Annotated in this window: 18 protein-coding genes and 1 tRNA gene; 8 read left to right on the forward strand and 11 right to left on the reverse strand. The window is 75.8% G+C overall.

Translation table 11 applies throughout. From position 1 onward, the window contains the following. Positions 1 to 24: 24 nt before the first annotated feature. The gene (zapE, locus tag ACIPW5_RS08515; RefSeq protein WP_401242132.1) at positions 25 to 1131 is read right to left on the reverse strand and encodes a cell division protein ZapE; all 1107 of its coding nucleotides are present in this window, start codon (positions 1129 to 1131) and stop codon (positions 25 to 27) included. Positions 1132 to 1167: 36 nt separating this feature from the next. Between zapE and ACIPW5_RS08520 the strand changes: the two genes are divergently transcribed. The 4 genes from ACIPW5_RS08520 (at position 1168) to msrB (ending at position 4446) form a co-directional block, all read left to right on the forward strand. Further along, complete coding sequence (locus tag ACIPW5_RS08520) at positions 1168 to 1971, forward strand: pyrimidine reductase family protein (RefSeq protein ID WP_401242134.1); 804 nt, start codon at positions 1168 to 1170, stop codon at positions 1969 to 1971. 146 nt (positions 1972 to 2117) lie between these two features. Next, on the forward strand, positions 2118 to 2585 hold the full coding sequence (locus ACIPW5_RS08525) for an indole-3-glycerol phosphate synthase (protein ID WP_401242137.1): 468 nt from the start codon (positions 2118 to 2120) through the stop codon (positions 2583 to 2585). Positions 2586 to 2628: 43 nt separating this feature from the next. Further along, a complete protein-coding gene (gene murC, locus ACIPW5_RS08530; RefSeq protein WP_401242139.1) occupies positions 2629 to 4023 on the forward strand; it encodes a UDP-N-acetylmuramate--L-alanine ligase in 1395 nt (464 codons plus the stop codon). Positions 4024 to 4038: 15 nt separating this feature from the next. Then, the gene (gene msrB, locus ACIPW5_RS08535) at positions 4039 to 4446 is read left to right on the forward strand and encodes a peptide-methionine (R)-S-oxide reductase MsrB (protein WP_401242142.1); all 408 of its coding nucleotides are present in this window, start codon (positions 4039 to 4041) and stop codon (positions 4444 to 4446) included. Here the strand turns inward: msrB and ACIPW5_RS08540 are convergent. The 6 genes from ACIPW5_RS08540 to ACIPW5_RS08565 are packed head-to-tail and all read right to left on the reverse strand — an operon-like array spanning position 4427 to position 10424. Further along, positions 4427 to 5329 (reverse strand): NAD-dependent epimerase/dehydratase family protein, encoded by a 903-nt coding sequence (locus ACIPW5_RS08540; RefSeq protein ID WP_401242145.1) that lies wholly within the window; start codon positions 5327 to 5329, stop codon positions 4427 to 4429. The two genes, msrB and ACIPW5_RS08540, sit on opposite strands and share 20 nt — an antisense overlap. Then, a complete protein-coding gene (locus ACIPW5_RS08545; protein ID WP_401242148.1) occupies positions 5326 to 6426 on the reverse strand; it encodes a cytochrome P450 in 1101 nt (366 codons plus the stop codon). Before ACIPW5_RS08545 ends, ACIPW5_RS08540 begins: the two co-directional genes overlap by 4 nt. Then, the gene (locus ACIPW5_RS08550) at positions 6423 to 7178 is read right to left on the reverse strand and encodes a glycosyltransferase family 2 protein (protein WP_401242151.1); all 756 of its coding nucleotides are present in this window, start codon (positions 7176 to 7178) and stop codon (positions 6423 to 6425) included. Before ACIPW5_RS08550 ends, ACIPW5_RS08545 begins: the two co-directional genes overlap by 4 nt. After that, the gene (locus ACIPW5_RS08555; RefSeq protein WP_401242154.1) at positions 7175 to 8659 is read right to left on the reverse strand and encodes a class I adenylate-forming enzyme family protein; all 1485 of its coding nucleotides are present in this window, start codon (positions 8657 to 8659) and stop codon (positions 7175 to 7177) included. Before ACIPW5_RS08555 ends, ACIPW5_RS08550 begins: the two co-directional genes overlap by 4 nt. After that, entirely contained in the window at positions 8659 to 9405 is a 747-nt protein-coding gene (locus tag ACIPW5_RS08560) for a glycosyltransferase (protein ID WP_401242156.1), read from the reverse strand. Before ACIPW5_RS08560 ends, ACIPW5_RS08555 begins: the two co-directional genes overlap by 1 nt. Further along, positions 9402 to 10424 (reverse strand): 3-oxoacyl-ACP synthase III family protein, encoded by a 1023-nt coding sequence (locus tag ACIPW5_RS08565; protein WP_401242159.1) that lies wholly within the window; start codon positions 10422 to 10424, stop codon positions 9402 to 9404. Before ACIPW5_RS08565 ends, ACIPW5_RS08560 begins: the two co-directional genes overlap by 4 nt. A 176-nt stretch (positions 10425 to 10600) precedes the next feature. Between ACIPW5_RS08565 and ACIPW5_RS08570 the strand changes: the two genes are divergently transcribed. Beyond that, positions 10601 to 12124, forward strand: coding sequence for a hypothetical protein (locus ACIPW5_RS08570; RefSeq protein WP_401242162.1), 1524 nt, complete (start codon positions 10601 to 10603; stop codon positions 12122 to 12124). Between the two features lie 41 nt (positions 12125 to 12165). After that, the gene (locus tag ACIPW5_RS08575; RefSeq protein ID WP_401242165.1) at positions 12166 to 12501 is read left to right on the forward strand and encodes a hypothetical protein; all 336 of its coding nucleotides are present in this window, start codon (positions 12166 to 12168) and stop codon (positions 12499 to 12501) included. Here the strand turns inward: ACIPW5_RS08575 and ACIPW5_RS08580 are convergent. After that, positions 12479 to 14917 (reverse strand): GTPase-associated protein 1-related protein, encoded by a 2439-nt coding sequence (locus ACIPW5_RS08580; protein WP_401242168.1) that lies wholly within the window; start codon positions 14915 to 14917, stop codon positions 12479 to 12481. The two genes, ACIPW5_RS08575 and ACIPW5_RS08580, sit on opposite strands and share 23 nt — an antisense overlap. A 330-nt stretch (positions 14918 to 15247) precedes the next feature. Between ACIPW5_RS08580 and ACIPW5_RS08585 the strand changes: the two genes are divergently transcribed. Further along, complete coding sequence (locus ACIPW5_RS08585; RefSeq protein WP_401242171.1) at positions 15248 to 17311, forward strand: phosphocholine-specific phospholipase C; 2064 nt, start codon at positions 15248 to 15250, stop codon at positions 17309 to 17311. Here the strand turns inward: ACIPW5_RS08585 and ACIPW5_RS08590 are convergent. After that, positions 17298 to 18014, reverse strand: coding sequence for a hypothetical protein (locus tag ACIPW5_RS08590; protein ID WP_401242174.1), 717 nt, complete (start codon positions 18012 to 18014; stop codon positions 17298 to 17300). The genes ACIPW5_RS08585 and ACIPW5_RS08590 overlap by 14 nt on opposite strands. Positions 18015 to 18087: 73 nt before the next feature. Here ACIPW5_RS08590 and ACIPW5_RS08595 point away from each other — a divergent pair, with 73 nt between their 5' ends. Beyond that, entirely contained in the window at positions 18088 to 18843 is a 756-nt protein-coding gene (locus ACIPW5_RS08595) for an alpha/beta fold hydrolase (protein WP_401242177.1), read from the forward strand. A gap of 75 nt (positions 18844 to 18918) precedes the next feature. Here the strand turns inward: ACIPW5_RS08595 and ACIPW5_RS08600 are convergent. Further along, a tRNA-His gene (locus ACIPW5_RS08600) sits at positions 18919 to 18991 on the reverse strand. Between the two features lie 74 nt (positions 18992 to 19065). Next, positions 19066 to 19836: a hypothetical protein gene (locus tag ACIPW5_RS08605; protein ID WP_401242249.1), complete on the reverse strand. Its 771-nt coding sequence runs from the start codon at positions 19834 to 19836 to the stop codon at positions 19066 to 19068. Between the last annotated feature and the right edge of the window lie 34 nt (positions 19837 to 19870).

Raw genomic sequence — 19870 nt, forward strand, 5'->3', positions numbered from 1 at the left:
AGGAGCGACCCGGCCGTGCCAAACCTACTGGGACACCAGGGGTTTCGCGTCACGCGCGAGCGCGGTGAGCCGCGATATGGCTCGGAAGTACTTCTTCCGATAACCGCCGTTGAGCATCTCGTCACTGAACAGCCGGTCGAAGGGCACCCCGGAGGCCAGTACCGGGACCTCGCGGTCGTAGAGCCGGTCGGCCAGCACCACCAGGCGCAGCGCGGTCGACTGGTCCGGCACCGGGACGACGTCGGTCAGGCAGACCGCCGCTATCCCGTCGGTCAGCGCCCCGTAGCGGCTCGGGTGGACCTTCGCCAGGTGCTCCAGCAGGCCCGGGAAGTCGTCGAGGCTCGCGCCGGGGGTCGCGTACGCGGCCTTCGCGACCTGCTCGTCGGAGAAGGGCGCGGGGGCCTCGGGCAGGCCGCGGTGGCGGTAGTCCTGGCCGTCGATGCGCAGCGGCCGGAAGTGGGCGGACAGCCCCTGGATCTCGCGCAGGAAGTCGGCGGCGGCGAAGCGGCCCTCGCCGAGCTTGCCGGGCAGCGTGTTGGAGGTGGCGGCCAGCGCCACGCCCTGCTCCACGAGGCGGCTGAGCAGCGAGGAGACCAGCACGGTGTCGCCCGGGTCGTCGAGCTCGAACTCGTCGATGCACAGCAGCCGGTGCCCGCCCAGGGTCTGCACCGTCTGCTGGAAGCCGAGCGCGCCGACCAGGTTGGTGAGCTCCACGAAGGTGCCGAAGGCCTTGAGCGCGGGCTCGGCCGGGGTGGCGTGCCAGAGCGAGGCGAGGAGGTGGGTCTTGCCGACGCCGTAGCCGCCGTCGAGGTAGACCCCGCGCGGGCCGGGGGCCGGGGCGGGGGCCTTCTTCCGGAACCACTTGCGCTTGCCGTCACCGCTGGCGTGGGCCCCGCCCAGGCCTGCGGCGAACGCGCTCAGCACGGAGACGGCCTCGGCCTGGCTCGGCTGCGTGGGGTCGGGGTCGTAGGTGTCGAAGCGCACCGAGTCGAAGCGCGGCGGCGGGACCATCTCGGCCACCAGCCGTTCGGCGGGCACGCGCGGTTCGCGGGCGCACAGGGCGAGTGGGCCCGCGTCGGCTATGGGGGGCTGCCCGGAGGCAGGACCAGAGGTGGAGAGTGATGTTGACACAGCTCTTAACTCTACGGGGCGTGTCACACTGCACCGATGCGACGCCTGTTCCCTGTGACCGATCAGACATCCGCCGCTCCCGGGGGCCCCGCCGACCCCGCGTGGCCGTCCGGCGACCGGGAGTGGTCGCTGGACGAGCTCGCCGACGTCTACGCCTACCCCGAGCTGGCCCCCGGCGCCCACTGGCTGCGGGCCAACATGGTCTCCACCCTGGACGGGGCGGCCCAGCACGACGGGCGCTCCCAGCCGATCTCGGGCGAGACGGACATGCGGATCTTCGGCACCCTGCGGGCCCTGGCCGATGTGGTGGTCGTGGGGGCGGAAACGGTTCGCCAGGAGGGCTACCGCCCGGCGCGGGCCCGGGAGGCCTTCGCCGCCCGCCGCGCGGCCGCGGGGCAGGGTCCCGCGCCCGCCATCGCGGTGGTCAGCGCGAGCCTGGAGCTGGACTTCACGCTGCCCCTGTTCACCTCGCCGCTGGTGCCCACCCTGGTCGTGACCGGGGCCGGGGCCCCCGCCGGCCGGGTGGCCGAGGCCGTCGCGGCCGGGGCCGAGGTCGTGGTGGCGGGCGAGGGGGCCGGAGCGGATCCGGAGCGGACGGTGCGCGAGCTGGCCGCGCGGGGGCTGCGGCGCCAGCTGACCGAGGGCGGGCCGAGGCTGCTGGGCCAGTTCGTGGCCGCCGACGTGCTCGACGAGCTGTGCCTGACGATCTCCCCGACGCTCACCGCCGGCGGGGCCCAGCGGATCTCCGGAGGGCCCTCCGTCACGGTTCCGCACCGGCTCGCGCCCGCCTGCGTACTGGAGGAGGCCGGGTTCCTGTTCACCAGCTACCGTCGGATCTGACACAGAGCGGAATTTCTCGTTCCGCTTTGCTTCCGACGGGCACATACCTGGGCACACATACTCGCGAGGCCCCGCGCGACGGCGGGGCAGGATGGTTTCCGCAGGGGCCGGCCGACCGGCCTCGGCCCATGAAGGAGAGGGCGTCCGTGTTCACGAGCGTATTGATGATCGAGCAGCCGCTGACCACGGTGGACGTGGACTTCGTCACCACCCTGCACGGAGACGACCAGGTCTCCTTCGTCGTCCTCATGCAACCCAGGGGCGACCAGGACCGACTGCTCCGTGCCATCGACGACGTGGCGCTCGGCGAGCTGCCCGAAGCCCTCCACGAGGCCGACGTGCCCGAGGGAGAGGCCGCCCGGGGGCCCGCCGCCAAGGCCCTCGAACACTCCCTGGCGGCCCTGCGCAGGAAGGGTGCCAAGGCCGTCGGGCAGATCATCGAGGCCCATCCCCTCGACCACCTCAAGAGCGTCGTCGACGAGACGGACGCCGACGAGGTGATCGTCCTGACCGCCCCCCACTTCGTCGAGGAGTTCTTCCACCGCGACTGGGCCTCCCGCGCGCGGCACAAGGTCGGGGTTCCGGTGCTCAAGCTCTTCGCCCACAACGAATAGGCTGGGGGCACAGCCCCACCCACTCGATCCTGGAGCGACCTGAATGAAGCCCGGCCTGCCGACCGCGATGGAACGGCCCCACTTCATCGGCATCGGCGGCGCCGGCATGTCCGGCATCGCGAAGATCCTCGCCCAGCGCGGCGCGCAGGTGGCCGGCAGTGACTCCCGTGACTCCGAGACCGCCCAGGCGCTGCGCGCCCACGGGGCCACGGTCCACATCGGGCACGCCGCCGGCCACCTCGCCGCCGACGCCACCTGCGTCGTCGTCTCCAGCGCCATCCGCGCCGACAACCCCGAGCTGGCGCGCGCCGCCGAGCTCGGCATCCCGGTCGTGCACCGCTCGGACGCCCTCGCCTCCGTCATGGACGGCCTGCGCCCGATCGCGGTCGCCGGCACCCACGGCAAGACCACCACCACCTCGATGCTGGCCGTCGCGCTCAGCGCCCTGGGCCTGGACCCCTCGTACGCCATCGGCGGCGACCTGGACGCCCCCGGCTCCAACGCCCACCACGGCGAGGGCGACGTCTTCGTGGCCGAGGCGGACGAGAGCGACCGCAGCTTCCACAAGTACACCCCGCAGGTCGCGATCATCCTCAACGCGGAGCTCGACCACCACGCGAACTACGCGTCGATGGACGAGATCTACGAGTCCTTCGAGACCTTCGTCGGCAAGGTCGTCCCCGGTGGCACCCTCGTCGTCGCCCACGGCCAGGAGGGCGCCGCCGAGATCGCCGGCCGCGTCAGCGGCAACCCCGACCTGATCGTCAAGACGTACGGCGAGGACGAGACCGCCGACGTCTGGATCCGCAAGGTCACCCCCCGCGGCCTGACCAGCGAGGTCGAGGTCGTGATGGACGGGCGCGAGATCGTCTTCACCGTCTCCGTCCCCGGCCGCCACTACGCCCACAACGCCGTCGCAGCCCTCACCGCCGGCGTCGCCCTCGGCATCCCGGCCGACGACCTCGCCGCCGCGCTCGGCAAGTACACCGGCGTCAAGCGCCGCCTCCAGCTCAAGGGCGAGGCCGCCGGGGTCCAGGTCATCGACTCCTACGCGCACCACCCCACCGAGATGACCGCCGACCTGGAGGCCATCCGCGGCGCCGCCGGGGACTCCCGCATCCTGGTCGTCTTCCAGCCCCACCTCTTCTCCCGCACCCAGGAACTGGGCAAGGAGATGGGCCAGGCCCTCGCCCTGGCCGACGCCTCCGTGGTCCTCGACATCTACCCGGCCCGCGAGGACCCGATCCCCGGCATCACCAGCGAGCTGATCATCTCCGCCGCCCGCAGCGCGGGCGCCGACGTCGCCGCCGAACACGACAAGGACGCCGTCGCCGAGGTCGTCGCGGGAATGGCCAAGCCCGGCGATCTCGTTCTCACCATGGGCGCGGGCGACGTCACGGATCTGGGACCGAAGATCCTCGCCCGCCTGTCGAACTGAGGGAGCGGGAGCGTCATGGCGTACGAGGTCCAGAAGACGGACGAGCAGTGGCAGGCGGAGCTGACCCCGTCCGAGTACCAGGTGCTCCGCCTCGCCGGCACCGAGCCCGCCTTCCGCGGTGAGTACACCGACACCAAGACGGAGGGCGTCTACTCCTGCCGGGGCTGCGGCGCCGAGCTCTTCCGCTCGTCGGAGAAGTTCGAGTCGCACTGCGGCTGGCCGTCCTTCTTCGACCCGAAGGACACCGACGCGGTGGAGCTGAAGGCCGACACCTCGCACGGCATGGTCCGCACCGAGGTCCTCTGCGCGACGTGCGGCTCCCACCTCGGCCACGTGTTCGAGGGTGAGGGGTACCCGACCCCCACCGACCAGCGCTACTGCATCAACAGCATCTCCCTGCGGCTCACGCCGGCCGAGAGCTGAGGTAGTCCTCCAGGGTCCGCCGCGGGGTCCACCCCTGCGCGCGGGCCCTGGACAGGTCCAGCACCACCGGGTGCGCCAGCTGGTCCACCGCGTACCGGCTCAGGGCCGGCTCCGTGCCCGTCAGACGGGCCGCCGACTCCGCAGCACGGGCCACCGCCACCGCCACCGGCAGGGGCAGCCGGCGGATCCGCGCCCCCGACCCGTGGGCGCGCAGGACCGCCGCGACCGCCGCGTCCCGCGCGTACGGAGCCCCGTCCGCCACGTTGTACGCGCCCGGCGCCCAGCCCGGCGCCGCCAGGCAGGCGTCCGCCAGGTTCTCCACCGCCGTCAGGCTCAGCTCCACGTCCGGCCCCGGCAGCAGCAGGGTCCCGCCGCGCACCCGCGACAGCAGACGCGGCAGCAGCTGCGTGTCCCCCGGGCCGTAGACCGCCCTCGGCCGCAGCACCACCGCGCCCGCCGCCAGCGCCAGGGCCTCGCCCGCCGCCTTCGTACGGCCGTAGGCGTTCAGGTGGTTCGCCCGCGGATGGTCCTCCGTGACCAGCCCGCGGCCGCGCCGCGGGTCGTAGACGCTCGCACTGCTCACCCACACCACCGGCCGGCCCGCCGCCGCCCGCAGCAGCCGCGCCGTACCGTCCACGTTCACGGCGCGCATCGCCGCCTCCGCCCGCCGGCCCGGCGCCGGATCGCCCACCGCGGCCGCACAGTGCACCACCAGGTCCACCCCCGACAGGTCCGGCCCGGCCGCCGCCGCGTCCCAGAACCGGTGCTCGCCCACCGGACCCGGCCGGCGGCCCAGCCCGACCACCGCGTGCCCGGCCGCCGCCGCGGCACGGGCGACGTGACCGCCGCAGAACCCGCTCGCCCCCGTCACCGCGACCCTCACGTACCCGCCCTCCCCGCCCTCAACGTCAGCACCCGCCACCCCGGCAGGGCCGCCCGCCGGTCCACCCGGGCGCGCACCACCACCGGCCCGTACGGGGCCAGCGCCTCCAGCACGTCCTCCAGCAGCACCGTCGCCAGCCGGGCCCCCGGACACACGTGCGGCCCCGCCCCGAACACCAGCCGCGCCACCCCCGCCCCCGCCGGATCCCGCCCGTCCGGGTCGCGCCGGTGCGCCCCCGCCGCGTGCCGGGCCACCAGCAGCAGCCGGTCCCCGACCCGCACCGGACAGCCCCCGACCGTCCCCGCCCCCGCCGCGACCCGGGGCAGCACCGGCGAGGCCGCCGTGACCCGCAGCAGCTCCCGCGCCAGCAGGGGCCGCAGCCCCGCGTCCGCGGCCTGCCCCCACAGCCCGGCGTCCGCGCACCAGGCGACCGCCCGGGGCACCGCCGCCACGGTGGTGTTCACCGCGGCCACCGCCACCATCGCGTCCAGGGCCTCCCCGCCGCCCAGCAGCACCCGCAGGCGCTCCGCCGCCCGGGCCGCGGCCGCCGCCGCCCCGGGCCGCCGCGGGCCCGGCAGGTGGCCGCGCACCGAGGCCGACGCGGCCTCCGCGGCCGCCTCCGCGAGCGCCCCCGGCCCGGCCGGACAGCCCAGCAGGGCCCCCGCCACCGTCCCGGCCAGCTCCCGCGCCAGCGCCACCACGTCCGCCTCCGCACCCCGGCCCAGCGGCGCGAGCCCCCGCACCAGCAGCGGCCGCCACCGCACCCGCAGCTCCTCCACCCCCGCCGCGCCCAGCCCCTCCGCGAGGGAACGCCGGCCCGTCCGGTGCCCCCCGCCCTCCTGGTCGAACAGCACCCCGCCCGCCCCGCCCAGCGCCTCCCGCGCGGCCCCGCCCGTCGTGCCCGCCGCCGCCCGGTCCAGCGGGATCCCGGTCAGCGCCTCCCGGTAGGCCCCGGCGTCGTGCACCAGCACCGTCCCCCCGACCCGGCGCGCGGCCCGCCCCCGCGTGGCGGCGAGCAGCCCGAACAGCAGCGGATGGCTGCGCAGGTAGACCCGGCGGTCGCGCCGACGGGCCCGGGCCTGGGCGGTGCTCCTCATCGGACGTGGACCTCTTTCGTGTCGGCGGGCCGGTAACGCCGGTCCCAATACCAGAGCAGGGTGCGCCGCGCACCCCACGAACGCAGCCGCCGCAGGCTGCTCTGCACCACCAGGTGCTCGACGCGCACCACCCGCGCACTGTGCTCGCGGGCCCGGTTGAGCAGGGTGACGTCCTCCGACCCCTCCTCCAGCCGCTCCCGCGGCGCCCCGCCGCAGCGCACGTACAACTCGGCCGTGATGCCGAGGTTGTGCCCGTGGCACAGCACGTACGGCGCGAGGTAGCGGGGGTCCCGGTGCGCGGAACGCCGGCGCCCGTACAGCGCCGACAGCCGCACCAGCGCGGGCAGCAGCCGGGCCTCGGCGAACGTCGGCCGCTCGTCGCGGCGCGGCACGCTCCGCCCGCACAGCACCTCCGCGCCCCGGCCGAACTCGGCCCGGGCGACCGCCGTCCAGTCCCGGGCGGGCAGACAGTCCGCGTCCGTACGCAGCAGCAGCCGCGCCCCGCCCCGCACCGCGTGCCGGAAACCCGTGTCCGCGGCGGTCCCCGCCCCCGGCTCGGGCTCGTGGACCAGCTCGACGGGGAAGGGCGCCGAACGCGCGAACTCCCGCACGATCCGCGCCGTCCCGTCGGTGGAGGCGTTGTCGACCACCACCAGACGGAACCCCGTGTCCCGCTGCGCGGCCAGCGCCGCCAGGGTCCCCCCGATCGAGGCCTCCTCGTCGTACGCGGGGACCACCACCCACAGGCTCACGGCCGCCTCCCCGCAGCCGTCACCAGCCGGGCCGCCAGCGCCGACGCCGCCGCCCGGTCCGGTTTGCGCGAGCGCCCCGACAACGGGATCCGCGCGAACAGCAGCGCGTCCGGCCGGGCCGCCCCCATCCGCCGCAGCGGCTCCGACAGCGCGGCGCGCAGGGCCGGCTCGGAGACCCCCGGCTGCGGCTGGACCACCGCCACCAGACGCTCGTCCCCGTCACCCGCCGGAACCCCCACCAGCACGCCCAGCTCCACCCCCGGCACGTGCAGGGCCGGCTCGTACAGGCCCGGGTAGATGTTCTCCGCCCGGCGCAGCACCATGTCCTTGCAACGGCCCTCCAGCACGATCCGGCCGCCCGGGTCCAGACGCGCCCGGTCGCCCGTCGCCACCCACGGGTCGGGCTCCTCGCCCAGGTAGCGGTCCCGGGCCGCGGGCCCGGTCAGCAGCAGCTGGCCGTCCGCGTCCACGGCCGTCCGCACCCCGGGCAGCGGGCTCCCGACCAGGTCCCCGGCCCCCTCGAAGGCGGCCTTCTCCCGCGACTCCACCGCCGCCGCCGGGAACAGCTCGGTCAGCGCGTACACCCCCCACGCCTGCTCCGCACCCGCCTCCCGGACCCGGCCCAGCAGGCCGGCGCCCGCCGGAGCCGAACCCGTCCACACCCGCCCCCCGAAGCGGGCCCCCGCACCGAGCGCGTCCCGCAGCTGCGGCGGCGTCAGATAGGTGTCCCGCGGCCGCAGCCGCGCCAGTTGCCGGGCCAGCGTCGCGGGGGAGCGGGCCGGCAGCGCGACCGGCGCCCCGCGCGTCAGGGACGGCACCAGCACGAAGAAGGTCCCGCCCAGCACGGGCCCGTCGGGAACGCCGTCGAACAGCTCCGACACCGTCCCCATCCCGGAGGCCAGTCCCGCCCGGGTGTGCACCACGGCCCGCGGCCGCGAGGTGGTCCCGGAGGTGAACACGATCACCGCGTCGCCCTCGCCGTCGTACCCGGCGGGCACCCCCGCCCGCGGCGCCCCCCGCTCCAGCGCGGGCGCGCACCCCGGCAGCCGCGGCCCCACCGTGGCCACCGGCCCCAGCGACGCCAGCTCCGGCAGCTCCAGCGCCGCCCGCCGGGCCAGCGGCCGCGCCCACCCCGCCACCGCCTGCGCCGGGCCGTCCGCCAGCACCAGCGCCGGCCGCGCCAGCGCCAGCCGGGCCCGCAGCACCTCCGCCCCGGCCCCTGGGTCCAGCACCGCGCCGCGCAGGCCGAGCCGCCACAGCGCGAGCAGCACCGCCAGGGCGCGCGGCCCGGGCCGCACGGCCACCCCGACGGTGTCCCCGGCACGCAGCCCGCGCGCATGCAGCGCGGCGGCGAAGTCGTCCGCCAGCTCGGCCAGTTCACCCCGGGTGGCGCGCACCCGGGTGCCGCCCGAACGGGTTGCGGAGAGCACGGCGGGCCGCTCGGGCCGGGCCCGTAGCGCCTTGTCGAGTCGGTCCAGCATCAGCGGGGGTCGTCCGTTCCGTGCGTGCCGCTGCCCTGGTCGAGGTACCAGCGGGCGGTCCCGGCGAGGCCGTAGGCGCGCAGCCGGCGCGTGGAGTTCTCCACGACCATGCCCCGGCAGCGGGAGATCCGGTCGGTGTGGCGGCGCACCGCGTTCAGGAACAGCCGGTCCGTCGGCGACGGGCGCCGAGGCATCCCGCCCACGGCCAGGTACAGCTCGGCGGTGATCGCCATGTTGTTCCCCGCGTGCATCCGGTACGGCGCCCGGAACCCGTTCCGGCGGGCGTGCTCCGGCCGCAGCCGCCCGAACAGCGCGGCCACCGCCACCAGCCCCGCGAAACCGGCCCGCCCCAGCGGCCCGTGCTCGTCGCGGCGGGCAGTGACCCGCCCGCACACCAACCCCGGCCGGTCCCGCAGCGCGGCCCGCGCCGCCCCCGTCCAGCCCGGCCGGGGCAGACAGTCCGCGTCCGTCCGCGCCAGCAGCGTCGCGCCCCGCCCGATCGCGTACCGGAACCCGGTGTCCACCGCGGACCCGACCCCCTTCTCCGGCTCCTCGATCACCTCCACCGGGAACGGCGCCCGCGCCGCGAACTCCCGCGCGATCCGGCCCGTCCCGTCCGCCGAGGCGTTGTCCACCACCAGCAGCGTGAAGTCCCGGTCCCGCTGCGCGGCCAGCGCCCCCAGGGTCCCGGACAGCCGCGCCGCCTCCTCGTGCGCGGGCACCACCACCCACATCCGCGTGCTCACGACTTCTCCCAGACCATCGTCATGATGCTGATCCCGCCGCCCAGCCCCACGAACAGCACCCGGTCCCCGGCCGCCAGCTCCGGGAAGACCCGGTCCAGCTGCACCCCGATGCTCGCGCTCGCCACGTTCCCCAGCTCGGGCACCGTCACCACCAGCTTCTCCGCCGGCACCCCGGTCAGCTCCGCGAACCGCTCCAGGTACGGCACCGTCACCTGGTGCACCAGCACCTTCGCGAAGCCGTCCCAGTCCGTGCCCGCCCGGTGCAGCGTCCGGTCGACGACCGCCGTCCCCACCTTCTCGAACACCCCGCGCAGCTCGTGCCCGTCCCCCTGGAAGTACGTGTACGCGTCCCCCCGCGGGTGCCGCGACCCGCCGCCCGGGATGCCCCCGACCTCCCAGTGCTCCGAATGCGTCTCACCGTCCACGTCCAGGATCCCGCCCCGCTCCACCTCCTCCAGCAGGACGGCCGCACCCGCGTCGCCGAAGGTGTAGCCGGCGAAGCCGCTGCGGAACTCCGCGAAGTCCGCCGGGTCCATCCGCACCGCCCGGCTCGGGGTCTCCCCGGTGACCACCAGCGCCCGCCGGGCCCGCCCGGCGAGGACCGCGCTCCGGGCGAGGTCGATCCCGTTCACGAAGCTGTTGCAGGCGTTGGTCACGTCCACCGCATGCGCCCTGGAACCCAGTTCGGCCTGCACGATGTGCGCGGTCGCCGGCTCCACCAGGTCCCGCGAGGCGGAGGCGAAGACCAGCAGGTCCACGTCCATCGGGGTGAGCCCGGCCGAGTCCAGCACCCGGCGCGCGGCACCCGCCGCGAGCGTGGACGCGTACACCCCCGGAGCCGCGACCCGGCGCGAGACGATCCCGGTGGCCTGCGTCAGCAGCCGTCCGGGCAGCGCCAGTCCGGAGCGCCGGGCCACCTCCCGCTGGAGTTCGTCGGAGGACAGCACGTCCTCGGGCAGCAGGCTGCCGACGGCGGTTATGCCGACGCGCGGCCGCGGATCACAAGACTGTGTGGACATGCCCCCACGATGGCGGCCCGGCCGCGCCCGGACCTGAGTACGGATGCTCAGTTCCCTTGTGGGGGCCCTGAGTAGGACCCCCGCCCGGCACCCCGGAGAAGGTGCCGTCGAACCCCGGGACAGCGCGCACCGCTTTCCGTATCGTGGTCCGACCGGCCACCCACGGGGGAGGGAACATGGCGGACGGCAGAGCCTTACCCGGACTCGTCAGCTACGGGGACGACGCCACCAGCCGGCTGCTGAGCGCGGCCGCACACCTGGACGACGAGTTCGCGCACGCGACGGATGCAGAACTGACCGGCGACCGGCTGGCCGCCCTCGGCCCCGCAGTGGGCCTCGACCTGGTGGCCGTGGCCCGGCACGCACGCGCCGCGACCCGCCGCACCCTCCTGCGCGACGCCCTGCTGACGGGCCTCCTCGCGACGCTGGCGTGCGGCGTCGGGCTCCGCGTCTACGCGAGCGCCACCGACCGGCCCGACCTCCTGCTGGGGATCTCCCGCCTCGCGCTCGTCGGCGGGGTGCTCGGCGCCTGGCTGCTGGTGCTGGCCGCCGAACACCGGGCGCGGACCACGGCCCTGCGCGCCGCCAGGGACAAGGGCTACCTCGGCGGGCTGGTTCCCCCGCTCGCCCCGGAGGCCGAGGCCGCGCTGCGCGAGCAGGAGGAGGCCAACGCCCTGCCGTACCACCAGGAGGCCGGGCACGACAGCCCGTTCGTCGGCAGCGGCCGGGCCCTCATGCAGCGGGTCTGGCAGCCCATCGACGTCGGAACGCCCGCCGCCGGCCCCGCGGGCGGACCACCCCCGGGGATCATCCCCTTCGACGTGGCCGAGCTCCATGACTTCGTCGCCGGGCAGATGGGCACCATCGCCGGCCTGGAAGGGCTGCGCACCCAGGACCGGCTGTACGTACTCGGCACCCGGGTCGGCTACACGGGCCCGGAACTGCTGCCCGACCAGCTGCGGCCGCCGCGCCCCGTCGTCCCGCAGGAGCTGGTGCGGGCGGCCCTCGCCCGGCCCGGCGCCGGCATGCGGACGTACCTGAGCATGGAACGCGCCGGCGAGGGCGGCCGGGTCATCGTCTCCATGCACCTCCGGGCCCGGCTCCAGCCCCCCAGCCTCACCTGGGAGGTGGCCGCCTACGTCCTCCCGCCCCTGCGGGAGGAGTTCGACGCGGTCCGCACCCTCAGGCTGGACCCCTTCGGCCGCTGGTCCACCCTGCTCTTCACCGGCACCCGCCGCTTCCCGGGACTCCTGTTCAAGGCCCCCGCCCGGCTGCTGCGCCGGGGCTGGGTACGGGTCCTGCGCCTGTGCCGGCTGCGGTACTGGCGCTGGGGCATCGGCCGGAGGCACATCGAGTTCGACTACGGGGCGACCGGCGGGATCCGGGAACGGGCCGGCGACTGGGCGCGGATGGGGTTCACCGAGCAGACGGACGCACTGGACTGCTTCCAGCGCCTCCAGCAGGGCGTCCTCACCGCGACCGAGCGGTTCCTGAAGGCCCACAACGTCGACACCAGCTCCTTCGACGAGGCCCGGAAGATCATCAACCACCACAACTACACCTTCCAGGGCCCCGTCAACGGGCCGGCCAACTTCGGCGCGGGCGGCACGGTGAACACGTCAGCCCCCGGCCCGTTCCCGGCCCCCGGCGGCCCGGCCCCCGGCGGCCCGGGACCCGCCCCGGCGCCCGCCAAGCCCTGACCCGCGGGCCCCCACCCACGACACCGGACGAGGAGCCCCGCATGGGCACGTACCACTTCCACGGCAACGTCAACGGCCCCGGCAACTACGGCGACCACGGCGTGATCAACACCGGGCGGGAGGAGGACGACGACGCCGCCCGCGTCCTGCGGCTGGCCGCCGAACTCGCCGGCTGGCTCGCGGCCCGGGACGCCGGGCCGGAGCGCATCGACGCGGCGGACGCTCTGCGCGGCGAACTGGAAGAGGCCGGCCGGGAACAGCGCGCCCCCGAACCGGGGCTGGTCCGGCGCAGTCTGGAGACCATCACCCTCGGCCTGGGCGCGGGCAGCGCCGGACTGGCCCTCGCCCAGCAGATCAGCGTCCTGCTCGGGGGATGACCGCCCGCAGGGCGCCGCGCAGCCGGCCGGAGGCGGACGGCCGCCACCAGGCCCGGAACTCCCGCGCCCGGTGGTCGTCGCCGCCGCGGGCCAGCTCCCGGCCGGCCGCCGCCAGGTGCGCGGCCGGCAGCTCCCGGACCAGCGGCCGCAGCACCCCTTCGAGCAGCTCCGTACGCGTGTCCCGCCACAGCGGCCCGGCCTGCGGCTGCGCCGACCAGGCGGCGTAGCAGGAGGCGAGGTAGGCCGGGTCGCCCCGCAGCAGCTCCGCCACGGGGGCGGAGCCGGCCGCCCGCCGGTACGCGGCCAGCAGACCGGGGTCCTCACTGCCCGCCAGGGCCCGCAGCGCCGGCTCCTCGGCCCCGTCCCGCGCGAGCAGCCGCCCGGCCACCGCCGCGTACGCCGCCTCCCGCGCGCCCGGCTCAGGCGACAGGGCCCCCAGCTCCAGGGCCCGGCGCAGCAGTTCCCCGGCCGGGCCGCCCGCGCGCAGGTCCCGGACCAGCTCCCACAGCAGCAGCGCGGGACGCACCCCGTCCGCGAGCTCCGTCCCGAAGTGCCGCAGCACCTCCGGCGCGAGGTCCGCCGCGGCCCCGTCGTCCGCGGGGGCCTGCGCGGCGGACCGGGCGAGCAGCTCCCAGGTGCCGGCGTCCCGGTGCACGCCGGCCCCCGTCGTCGCCAGCAGCAGCCCCGCCTCGGCCGCCTCCGGCGGGTGCCCGGCCCAGACCAGCCGCATCCCGGTGCGCAGCACGAGCGGCTCGGCGTACAGCGAGACCCCGGCCTCCCGGAGCAGGGCGTCCAGCGCGACGACCCGGTCCGCGCCCGGGTCCGCCCCCTCCGCCGCCCGGGCGCACATCCGCAGGTGCGGCAGCGCCTCCGCCGCGCCCAGTCGCAGCCCCGTCCGCTCGAACAGCCGGGCCCCGGCGGCCGGATCGCCCGCTGCGAGCGCGTCCAGCCGGTCGAGGACGAGGGCCCGGAGCACGGGCGACTCCGCCAGCGAGTCCCGCTCCCGCCCCCCGTACGCCCGTTCCGGGTCACTGATCAGCGCCTGCGCCAACCGCCGCGCCACATCGGGCAACGCCTCCCCGGCCCCGGCCTGAGGCCCGGTCCCGCCCCCGCTGCCGCCCCCGGCCGCGGTCCAGGGCCCGGTCCTGCTCTGCGTCCCGGCTCCCACCTCGGCCTCGGGCCCCGACAGGGCCTGGTGCCCGGCCTCGGCCTGGGTCCCGGCCCCGGTCCCGGCCTGGGCTTCGGGCCCTGCCTGGGGGTTGGTCCCGGCCTGGGCCGCGCCCCCGACCGCGGGCCAGGACCCGGCCCCGGTCTGGGCCCCTGCCTCAACCTCGGGCCTGGTCCCGGCTCCACCCTCGGGGTCGGGCCCCGGGACGGCTTCGGGCCCGGGACCGGTCCGGGCCCCGGTCCCGACCCCGGCCCCCGGCACGGGCCCCGGCATCCGGGTGGCATCCGGCCCGGCCGTGCCGTCCCACTCGGCGGCGGCTTCGCGGGCCGCCGGCTCCAGGGGGATCCCGGCGGCCAGTGCCAGCGAGGCCAGCGGGCCCGCCGCGTACGGGTCCGCCGGCAGGCGCCGGACCCGCGCGAACAGTTCGGGCCGCTCCGCCAGCCACACCGCGGCGGCCGTCCGCGCCCACAGGTCCCCGCACTCCCCGGGGACGCCCGCCCCCGCGGCCCCGTACACCCGCCACGGCCCCGGCCGCGACGGCTCGTCGCCGGGCAGCACCCCGACCAGCCGCTGCGGGGCGAGCAGCGGCCGCCGGGCGTAGGTGGTGAAGGTCAGCCACTGTCCCCGCTCGTGCGGCAGCACCCCGCAGGCCAGCATCACCCAGCGGGCCACGGCCGCGCTGTCCTCCTCCACCAGCAGCACGCGCGGGGCGTCCGGCTCCTCCGCGGCCCGCCGCACATCGGCGAAGAACCCCGCGAGCCACGGCCCCCGGGCGGCGACGAAGGCGGCCAGCGCCGCCCGGTCGTGCCGCCCCGGCGCGGGTATCCGCTCCAGCGGCGGGGGCGGCCCGCCCGCCGGGGTCCGCTCCGCCCACTCCGCGGAACCCCAGGCGGTCACCGGCAGCAGCCGCGCGGGGCCCGCCCCGGCGGGCTCGGGCAGGTGCACGGCGTGCGCGTGGAAGCCCTCCCCGGAAACGGACCCGGATTCGGACCCGGAACCGGCGCCGTACCCGGAGTCGAAGTCGAAGCCCGCACCGGTGTGCACCGCACGGGACAGCAGCCGGCTCCCGTCGGAGAGCAGGCTCAGCGACAGCGCCTCGGGGAACCCGGCGGACGGCGCCCGCCGCGGCGGCTCGTACCGCAGCAGCGGCTCCGCCTCGCGCAGCAGCTCCCCGCCCACCCCCGGGGTGACGGAGGTGAAGCCGGAGCCCTCGGGGCCGCCCGCGTAGTGCAGCTGGGGGAGGCTCATGCCCGGCCCCCCGCCCGGCCGGAACCCGCCCCACTCCGAACTGACGTGACGTCAGGGTCTGTTGAGCGGGGCGTGGTTGCCCGTACCGTACCCGCAGCGGAGCGCACGGCACTCCCCTTCACGTCCCCCGCCATCCGTCTGCGCCCCCCGTTGCAGTGTGTGGAGGCCATTCCAGCAGATATCGGGGACGCCCGGGAGCTCCGTCCACAGGGGCTTCCGTTCGCCCGCTGTACGGCCCGACGTCAGACGGGGATCTCCGGCCGGTACCCCGGGACCGCTGTCCTTGGGGCGCCCCTCGATCCCCCCTTACCCCCCTAGAGGTCGTCACCCATGGCTGAACTCAACCGGCGCAGGTTCCTCCAGATCGCCGGCGGCACCGCCGCCGTCACGATGCTGGGCGACAGCATCGCGCGGGCCGCCGCCATCTCGGCGCAGGGCACCACCGGCACGATCCAGGACATCGAGCACATCGTCGTCCTCATGCAGGAGAACCGTTCCTTCGACCACTACTTCGGTTCGATGAAGGGCGTCCGGGGCTTCGGCGACCCGCGGCCGGTCATCCAGGACAACGGCAAGTCGGTCTTCCACCAGTCGAACGGCTCGAAGGACGTCCTGCCCTTCCACCCGCAGGTGGCGGACCTCGGCATGCAGTTCCTCACCGGCCTGGACCACGACTGGGCCGGCGGCCACCAGGCCTACAACAACGGCAAGTACGACAAGTGGGTCCCGGCCAAGACGGCCACGACCATGTCGTACATGACGCGGAACGACATCCCGTTCCACTACGCCCTCGCCGACGCCTTCACGGTCTGCGACGCCTACCACTGCTCCTTCATCGGCGCCACCGACCCCAACCGCTACTACCTGTGGTCGGGCCACACCGGCAACGACGGCACGGGCGGCGGCCCGGTCCTCGGCAACCAGGAGGCCGGCTACGGCTGGAAGACCTACCCCGAGCGCCTGGAGGCCGCCGGAGTCTCCTGGAAGGTCTACCAGGACATAGGCGACGGCCTGGACGCGGCCGGCCACTGGGGCTGGATCAACGACGCCTTCCGCGGCAACTACGGCGACAACTCGCTCCTGTACTTCAACGCCTACCGCAACGCCGCGCCCGGCAGCCCCCTGTACGAGAAGGCCCGTACGGGCACGAACGCCAAGGCGGGCGAAGGCTACTTCGACCGGCTGCGCGCCGACGTGGTGAACGGCACCCTCCCGCAGGTCTCCTGGATCGCCGCCCCCGAGGCCTTCAGCGAGCACGCCAACTGGCCGACGAACTTCGGCGCCTGGTACATCTCGCAGGTGCTGGACTCCCTGACGGCGAACCCGGCCGTGTGGGCGAAGACCGCCCTCTTCATCACCTACGACGAGAACGACGGGTTCTTCGACCACGTCGTCCCGCCGTACCCGCCGGCCTCCTCGGCGTGGGGCCTGTCCACGGCCGACGTCACCCGCGACCTGTACACCGGGGGCGTCTCCGGCTACGCGGCCGGACCCTACGGGCTCGGCCCGCGCGTCCCGATGATCGTGGTCTCGCCGTGGAGCAAGGGCGGCTACGTATGCTCCGAGACCTTCGACCACACCTCGGTGATCCGCTTCATGGAGAAGCGCTTCGGGGTGCAGGAGCCCAACATCTCGCCGTGGCGCCGCGCCGTCTGCGGCGACCTGACCTCGGCGTTCGACTTCACCCTGGCCGACGCCGCGCCCGCCGCGCTGCCCTCCACGGCCGGATACGTCCCGCCGGACAAGAACCGCCACCCGTCCTACACCCCGGCCGTGCCGGCCACGGGCACCCTGCCCAAGCAGGAAGCGGGCTCCAAGCCGGCCCGTGCGCTCGGCTACAGCCCGTACGTGGACGGCGCCCGCACCGTCTCGACGGGCAAGTTCACGCTCACCTTCTCCTCCGGCCCCAAGCTCGGCGCCCACTTCCACAGCACCTCGGGCAACCGCACGGACGGCCCCTGGCCCTACACGGTCGAGGCGGGCAAGACCCTGTCGGACACGTGGAGCACCAGCAGCTCCACCGGCAACAAGATCGACCTCACGGTCTGGGGCCCCAACGGCTTCCTGCGCACCTGGAAGGGCCCGGCCAAGAAGGCGGGCCCCGAGGCCACGGCCCGCCACGTGGACGCCACCGGCAACCTGGCCCTGACCCTGGTCAACGGGGGCACCACCGCGGTGAACCTCACGGTGACCAACACCTACGGCGGCGCAGCCCAGACCTTCCGGGTCAACCCGGGCGCCACCGTCTCCCACACCGTCGACCTGCGCACCTCGGGCCGCTGGTACGACGTCTCCGTGGTCTCGGACGCCGACGCGACCTTCCTGCGCCGCTTCGCGGGGCACGTGGAGACGGGCGCCCCGAGCGTCTCGGACCCGGCGATCAAGACCGTCTGATCCGGTCGTCCGGTGTGCGCAGCAGCCGCCGCTCCAGGACCGCCAGGTCCCCGGGGCGGTGGCTGCGGGCGTGCCGGAGCAGCAGGTCGCGGGCGGTGTCGGGGACGCGGCGGCGCTTGGGGTGGCGGGTGGTGAACTCCTCGCTCGCGAAGAACCGCACCGCCCCCTCCAGCCCCGCCCGGTCCGTCTCCCGCACCGCCCAGGCGAGTTCCTCCGTGCCCACCCCGGCCAGCAGCCGCCAGGGGCCCCGCTCGGCGAGCAGCCACGCCGCGTCGCGGGGCTCGGGGCGCGGGGTGCCGAGCCAGCCGAAGACCACCGCGTACGGCACCCCGTGCGGCGGGGCCGGCTCCTCCTCGCCCCCGGCCAGGGCCCCGGCGTACTCCCGCAGCACCGCGGGCGCGGCCGCGGCCCAGCGGTCCCGGTGCCGGGCGGGGATGCCCTCGGGCGACAGCGGGTCGAGCAGCCGGTTCGACTCGGGGGTGGGGTGCGCGGTGCCGTCGTCGTCCCCGCACGAGCAGAAGACGACGCCCGTGGCGGCCGAGGCGGCGGCACGCTGCCGGCCGATCCGCCGGACGGCCCGGACCTCGCGGATCTCCGCCTGGTCGGTGATCTCGTAGCTCGTGGGGTGGTGCGGGTGGCGGGCCCCGTCGGCCCGCGAGAAGTCGCCCATGGCCAGCGGCCTGCGGGGTGGTTTCGTCGGCACGGTGTGATCGTAGGCCGGATGGGCAGAACGTACGGCGTCGGTTCCCACCACCCCCGTCACCGAGGGAGAACGCATGGCCATCGCCCATCGCCGGATCGGCACCGGACCCGTCCGCGTCATCGTGCTGCACGACTGGTTCGGGACCTCCGCCAACTGGGGCTCCGTGCTCGACTACCTGGACCCGCAGGGGTTCTCGTACGCCTTCCTCGACTACCGCGGCTACGGCGAGCGCCGGGACGTCGCCGGCCGCTACAGCCTGCCCGAGATCGCCGACGACGTCCTCGGCCTCGCCGACCAGCTCGGCTGGGACACCTTCTCCCTCCTCGGCCACTCCATGGGCGGCAAGGCCGCCCAGCAGGTGCTGGCCCGCGCCCCCGAGCGCGTCGAGAAGCTGATCGGGCTCACCCCCGTGCCCGCCGGGCCCTACGCGATGGACGACGCGACCCACGCCCTCTTCTACGGGGCCGCCGAGGACCCCGACAAGCGGCGGGCCATCCTCGACCTCGTCACCGGCAACCGGGCGGGCCGCCACTGGCTGGAGCGCATGGTCCGCCACTCCCTCGACGTCTCCCGCCCCGAGGCCTTCGCCGGCTACCTCGCCGACTGGCAGCCCCGCGACCTGTTCACCGCCGTCAAGGGCAGCACCGTGCCGGTGCTCGTCCTGGTCGGCGAGTACGACCTGGCGCTGACGGCCGAGGTGATGCGGGCCACCTGGCAGGCCACCTACCCGAACTGCAGGATCGTCACGATCCCCGGCGCCGGCCACTACCCGCCCCAGGAGACCCCGGTGGCCTTCGCCACGGAGGTGGAGGCCTTCCTGCGCGGCTGACCCGGCTCCGGACCCGGACCCGGAAAGCCCGTAGGGGGTACGAGGCGAACCTCGTACCCCCTACGGGACCGAAAGGGTGAGTGACGGGACTTGAACCCGCGGCCACCTGGACCACAACCAGGTGCTCTACCAGCTGAGCTACACCCACCACGAAGGGCGGCGGACCGCCCGTTCGTTGTGCATGCACAGCATAGCCGATCCGCGGGGTGCTCCCGCGACGGGTTATCCGGCCGCCCGGCCGCCGACCGCGAGCGCCCCCTCCGCGAGCGCCCCCTCCGCGCGGGCCGCGGCGCGGGCGACCGCCGCGACCGCCAGTGCCCGGATCACCGGATGCGGCCGCGAACCGTCCCCGGAGAGCTCCGGCTGGAACAGGGTCGCCAGGAAGAACGGGTGCCCCGGCAGCTCGGCCGTCCGCACCGCGCCGTCCTCGTCGTGCCCCGACAGCCGCAGCCCGTGCGCGGCGAGCACCGGCAGGTGGCGGGGCGCCGGACCGTAGTGGCAGTGGTAGCGCTCCGTCGACCGCTCCGCCCCGAGCGCCGACTCTGCCAGCGAACCGGGCTCGGCCCGCACCAGCGCCTCGTGCCCGGCCAGCGAACAGGCCAGCGGTGCGATCAGCGGGTCGTCCGCCCCCGGGTCGTTCTCGGCGTGCGCGGCCCCTGCCAGCCCGCACACGTGGCGGGCGTACTCCAGCAGCGCGTGCTGGAAGCCGCCGCACGTCCCGAGGAAGGGGACGCCCTCCTCCCGGGCCACCCGGACCGCTGCCAGCGCCCCCGCCTCGCTCGCGTACGGGCTGCCCGGCAGCACCCACACCGCGTCGAACCCGGCCAGGGTCCCCGCCGCGGCCTCCGCCTCCGCCGCCGCGGTCGGGATCCAGCAGGCGTCCAGCACCAGCCCCTCCCGCTCGGCCAGCGCGTCGAGGAGGAGCGGGATCCGGGTGTGGGACTCCACGTGCGGGGAGCGGTCGCCGACGAGGGCGATCCGGGCGACGGTCATCCGGGCGACGGTCATCCGGGAAGGGGACGGGGCG

This window comes from Streptomyces sp. NPDC090077, from assembly GCF_044747545.1.
Taxonomy (GTDB): domain Bacteria; phylum Actinomycetota; class Actinomycetes; order Streptomycetales; family Streptomycetaceae; genus Streptomyces.

Excerpts from the sequence above, each read along its gene's own strand:
- ACIPW5_RS08520 (WP_401242134.1), top strand. The coding sequence starts at position 1,168 with ATGCGACGCCTGTTCCCTGTGACCGATCAGACATCCGCCGCTCCCGGG.
- murC (WP_401242139.1), top strand. The coding sequence starts at position 2,629 with ATGAAGCCCGGCCTGCCGACCGCGATGGAACGGCCCCACTTCATCGGC.
- msrB (WP_401242142.1), top strand. The coding sequence starts at position 4,039 with ATGGCGTACGAGGTCCAGAAGACGGACGAGCAGTGGCAGGCGGAGCTG.
- ACIPW5_RS08545 (WP_401242148.1), bottom strand. The coding sequence starts at position 6,426 with ATGAGGAGCACCGCCCAGGCCCGGGCCCGTCGGCGCGACCGCCGGGTC.
- ACIPW5_RS08555 (WP_401242154.1), bottom strand. The coding sequence starts at position 8,659 with ATGCTGGACCGACTCGACAAGGCGCTACGGGCCCGGCCCGAGCGGCCC.
- ACIPW5_RS08565 (WP_401242159.1), bottom strand. The coding sequence starts at position 10,424 with ATGTCCACACAGTCTTGTGATCCGCGGCCGCGCGTCGGCATAACCGCC.
- ACIPW5_RS08570 (WP_401242162.1), top strand. The coding sequence starts at position 10,601 with ATGGCGGACGGCAGAGCCTTACCCGGACTCGTCAGCTACGGGGACGAC.
- ACIPW5_RS08575 (WP_401242165.1), top strand. The coding sequence starts at position 12,166 with ATGGGCACGTACCACTTCCACGGCAACGTCAACGGCCCCGGCAACTAC.
- ACIPW5_RS08580 (WP_401242168.1), bottom strand. The coding sequence starts at position 14,917 with ATGAGCCTCCCCCAGCTGCACTACGCGGGCGGCCCCGAGGGCTCCGGC.
- ACIPW5_RS08585 (WP_401242171.1), top strand. The coding sequence starts at position 15,248 with ATGGCTGAACTCAACCGGCGCAGGTTCCTCCAGATCGCCGGCGGCACC.
- ACIPW5_RS08595 (WP_401242177.1), top strand. The coding sequence starts at position 18,088 with ATGGCCATCGCCCATCGCCGGATCGGCACCGGACCCGTCCGCGTCATC.
- ACIPW5_RS08605 (WP_401242249.1), bottom strand. The coding sequence starts at position 19,836 with ATGACCGTCGCCCGGATCGCCCTCGTCGGCGACCGCTCCCCGCACGTG.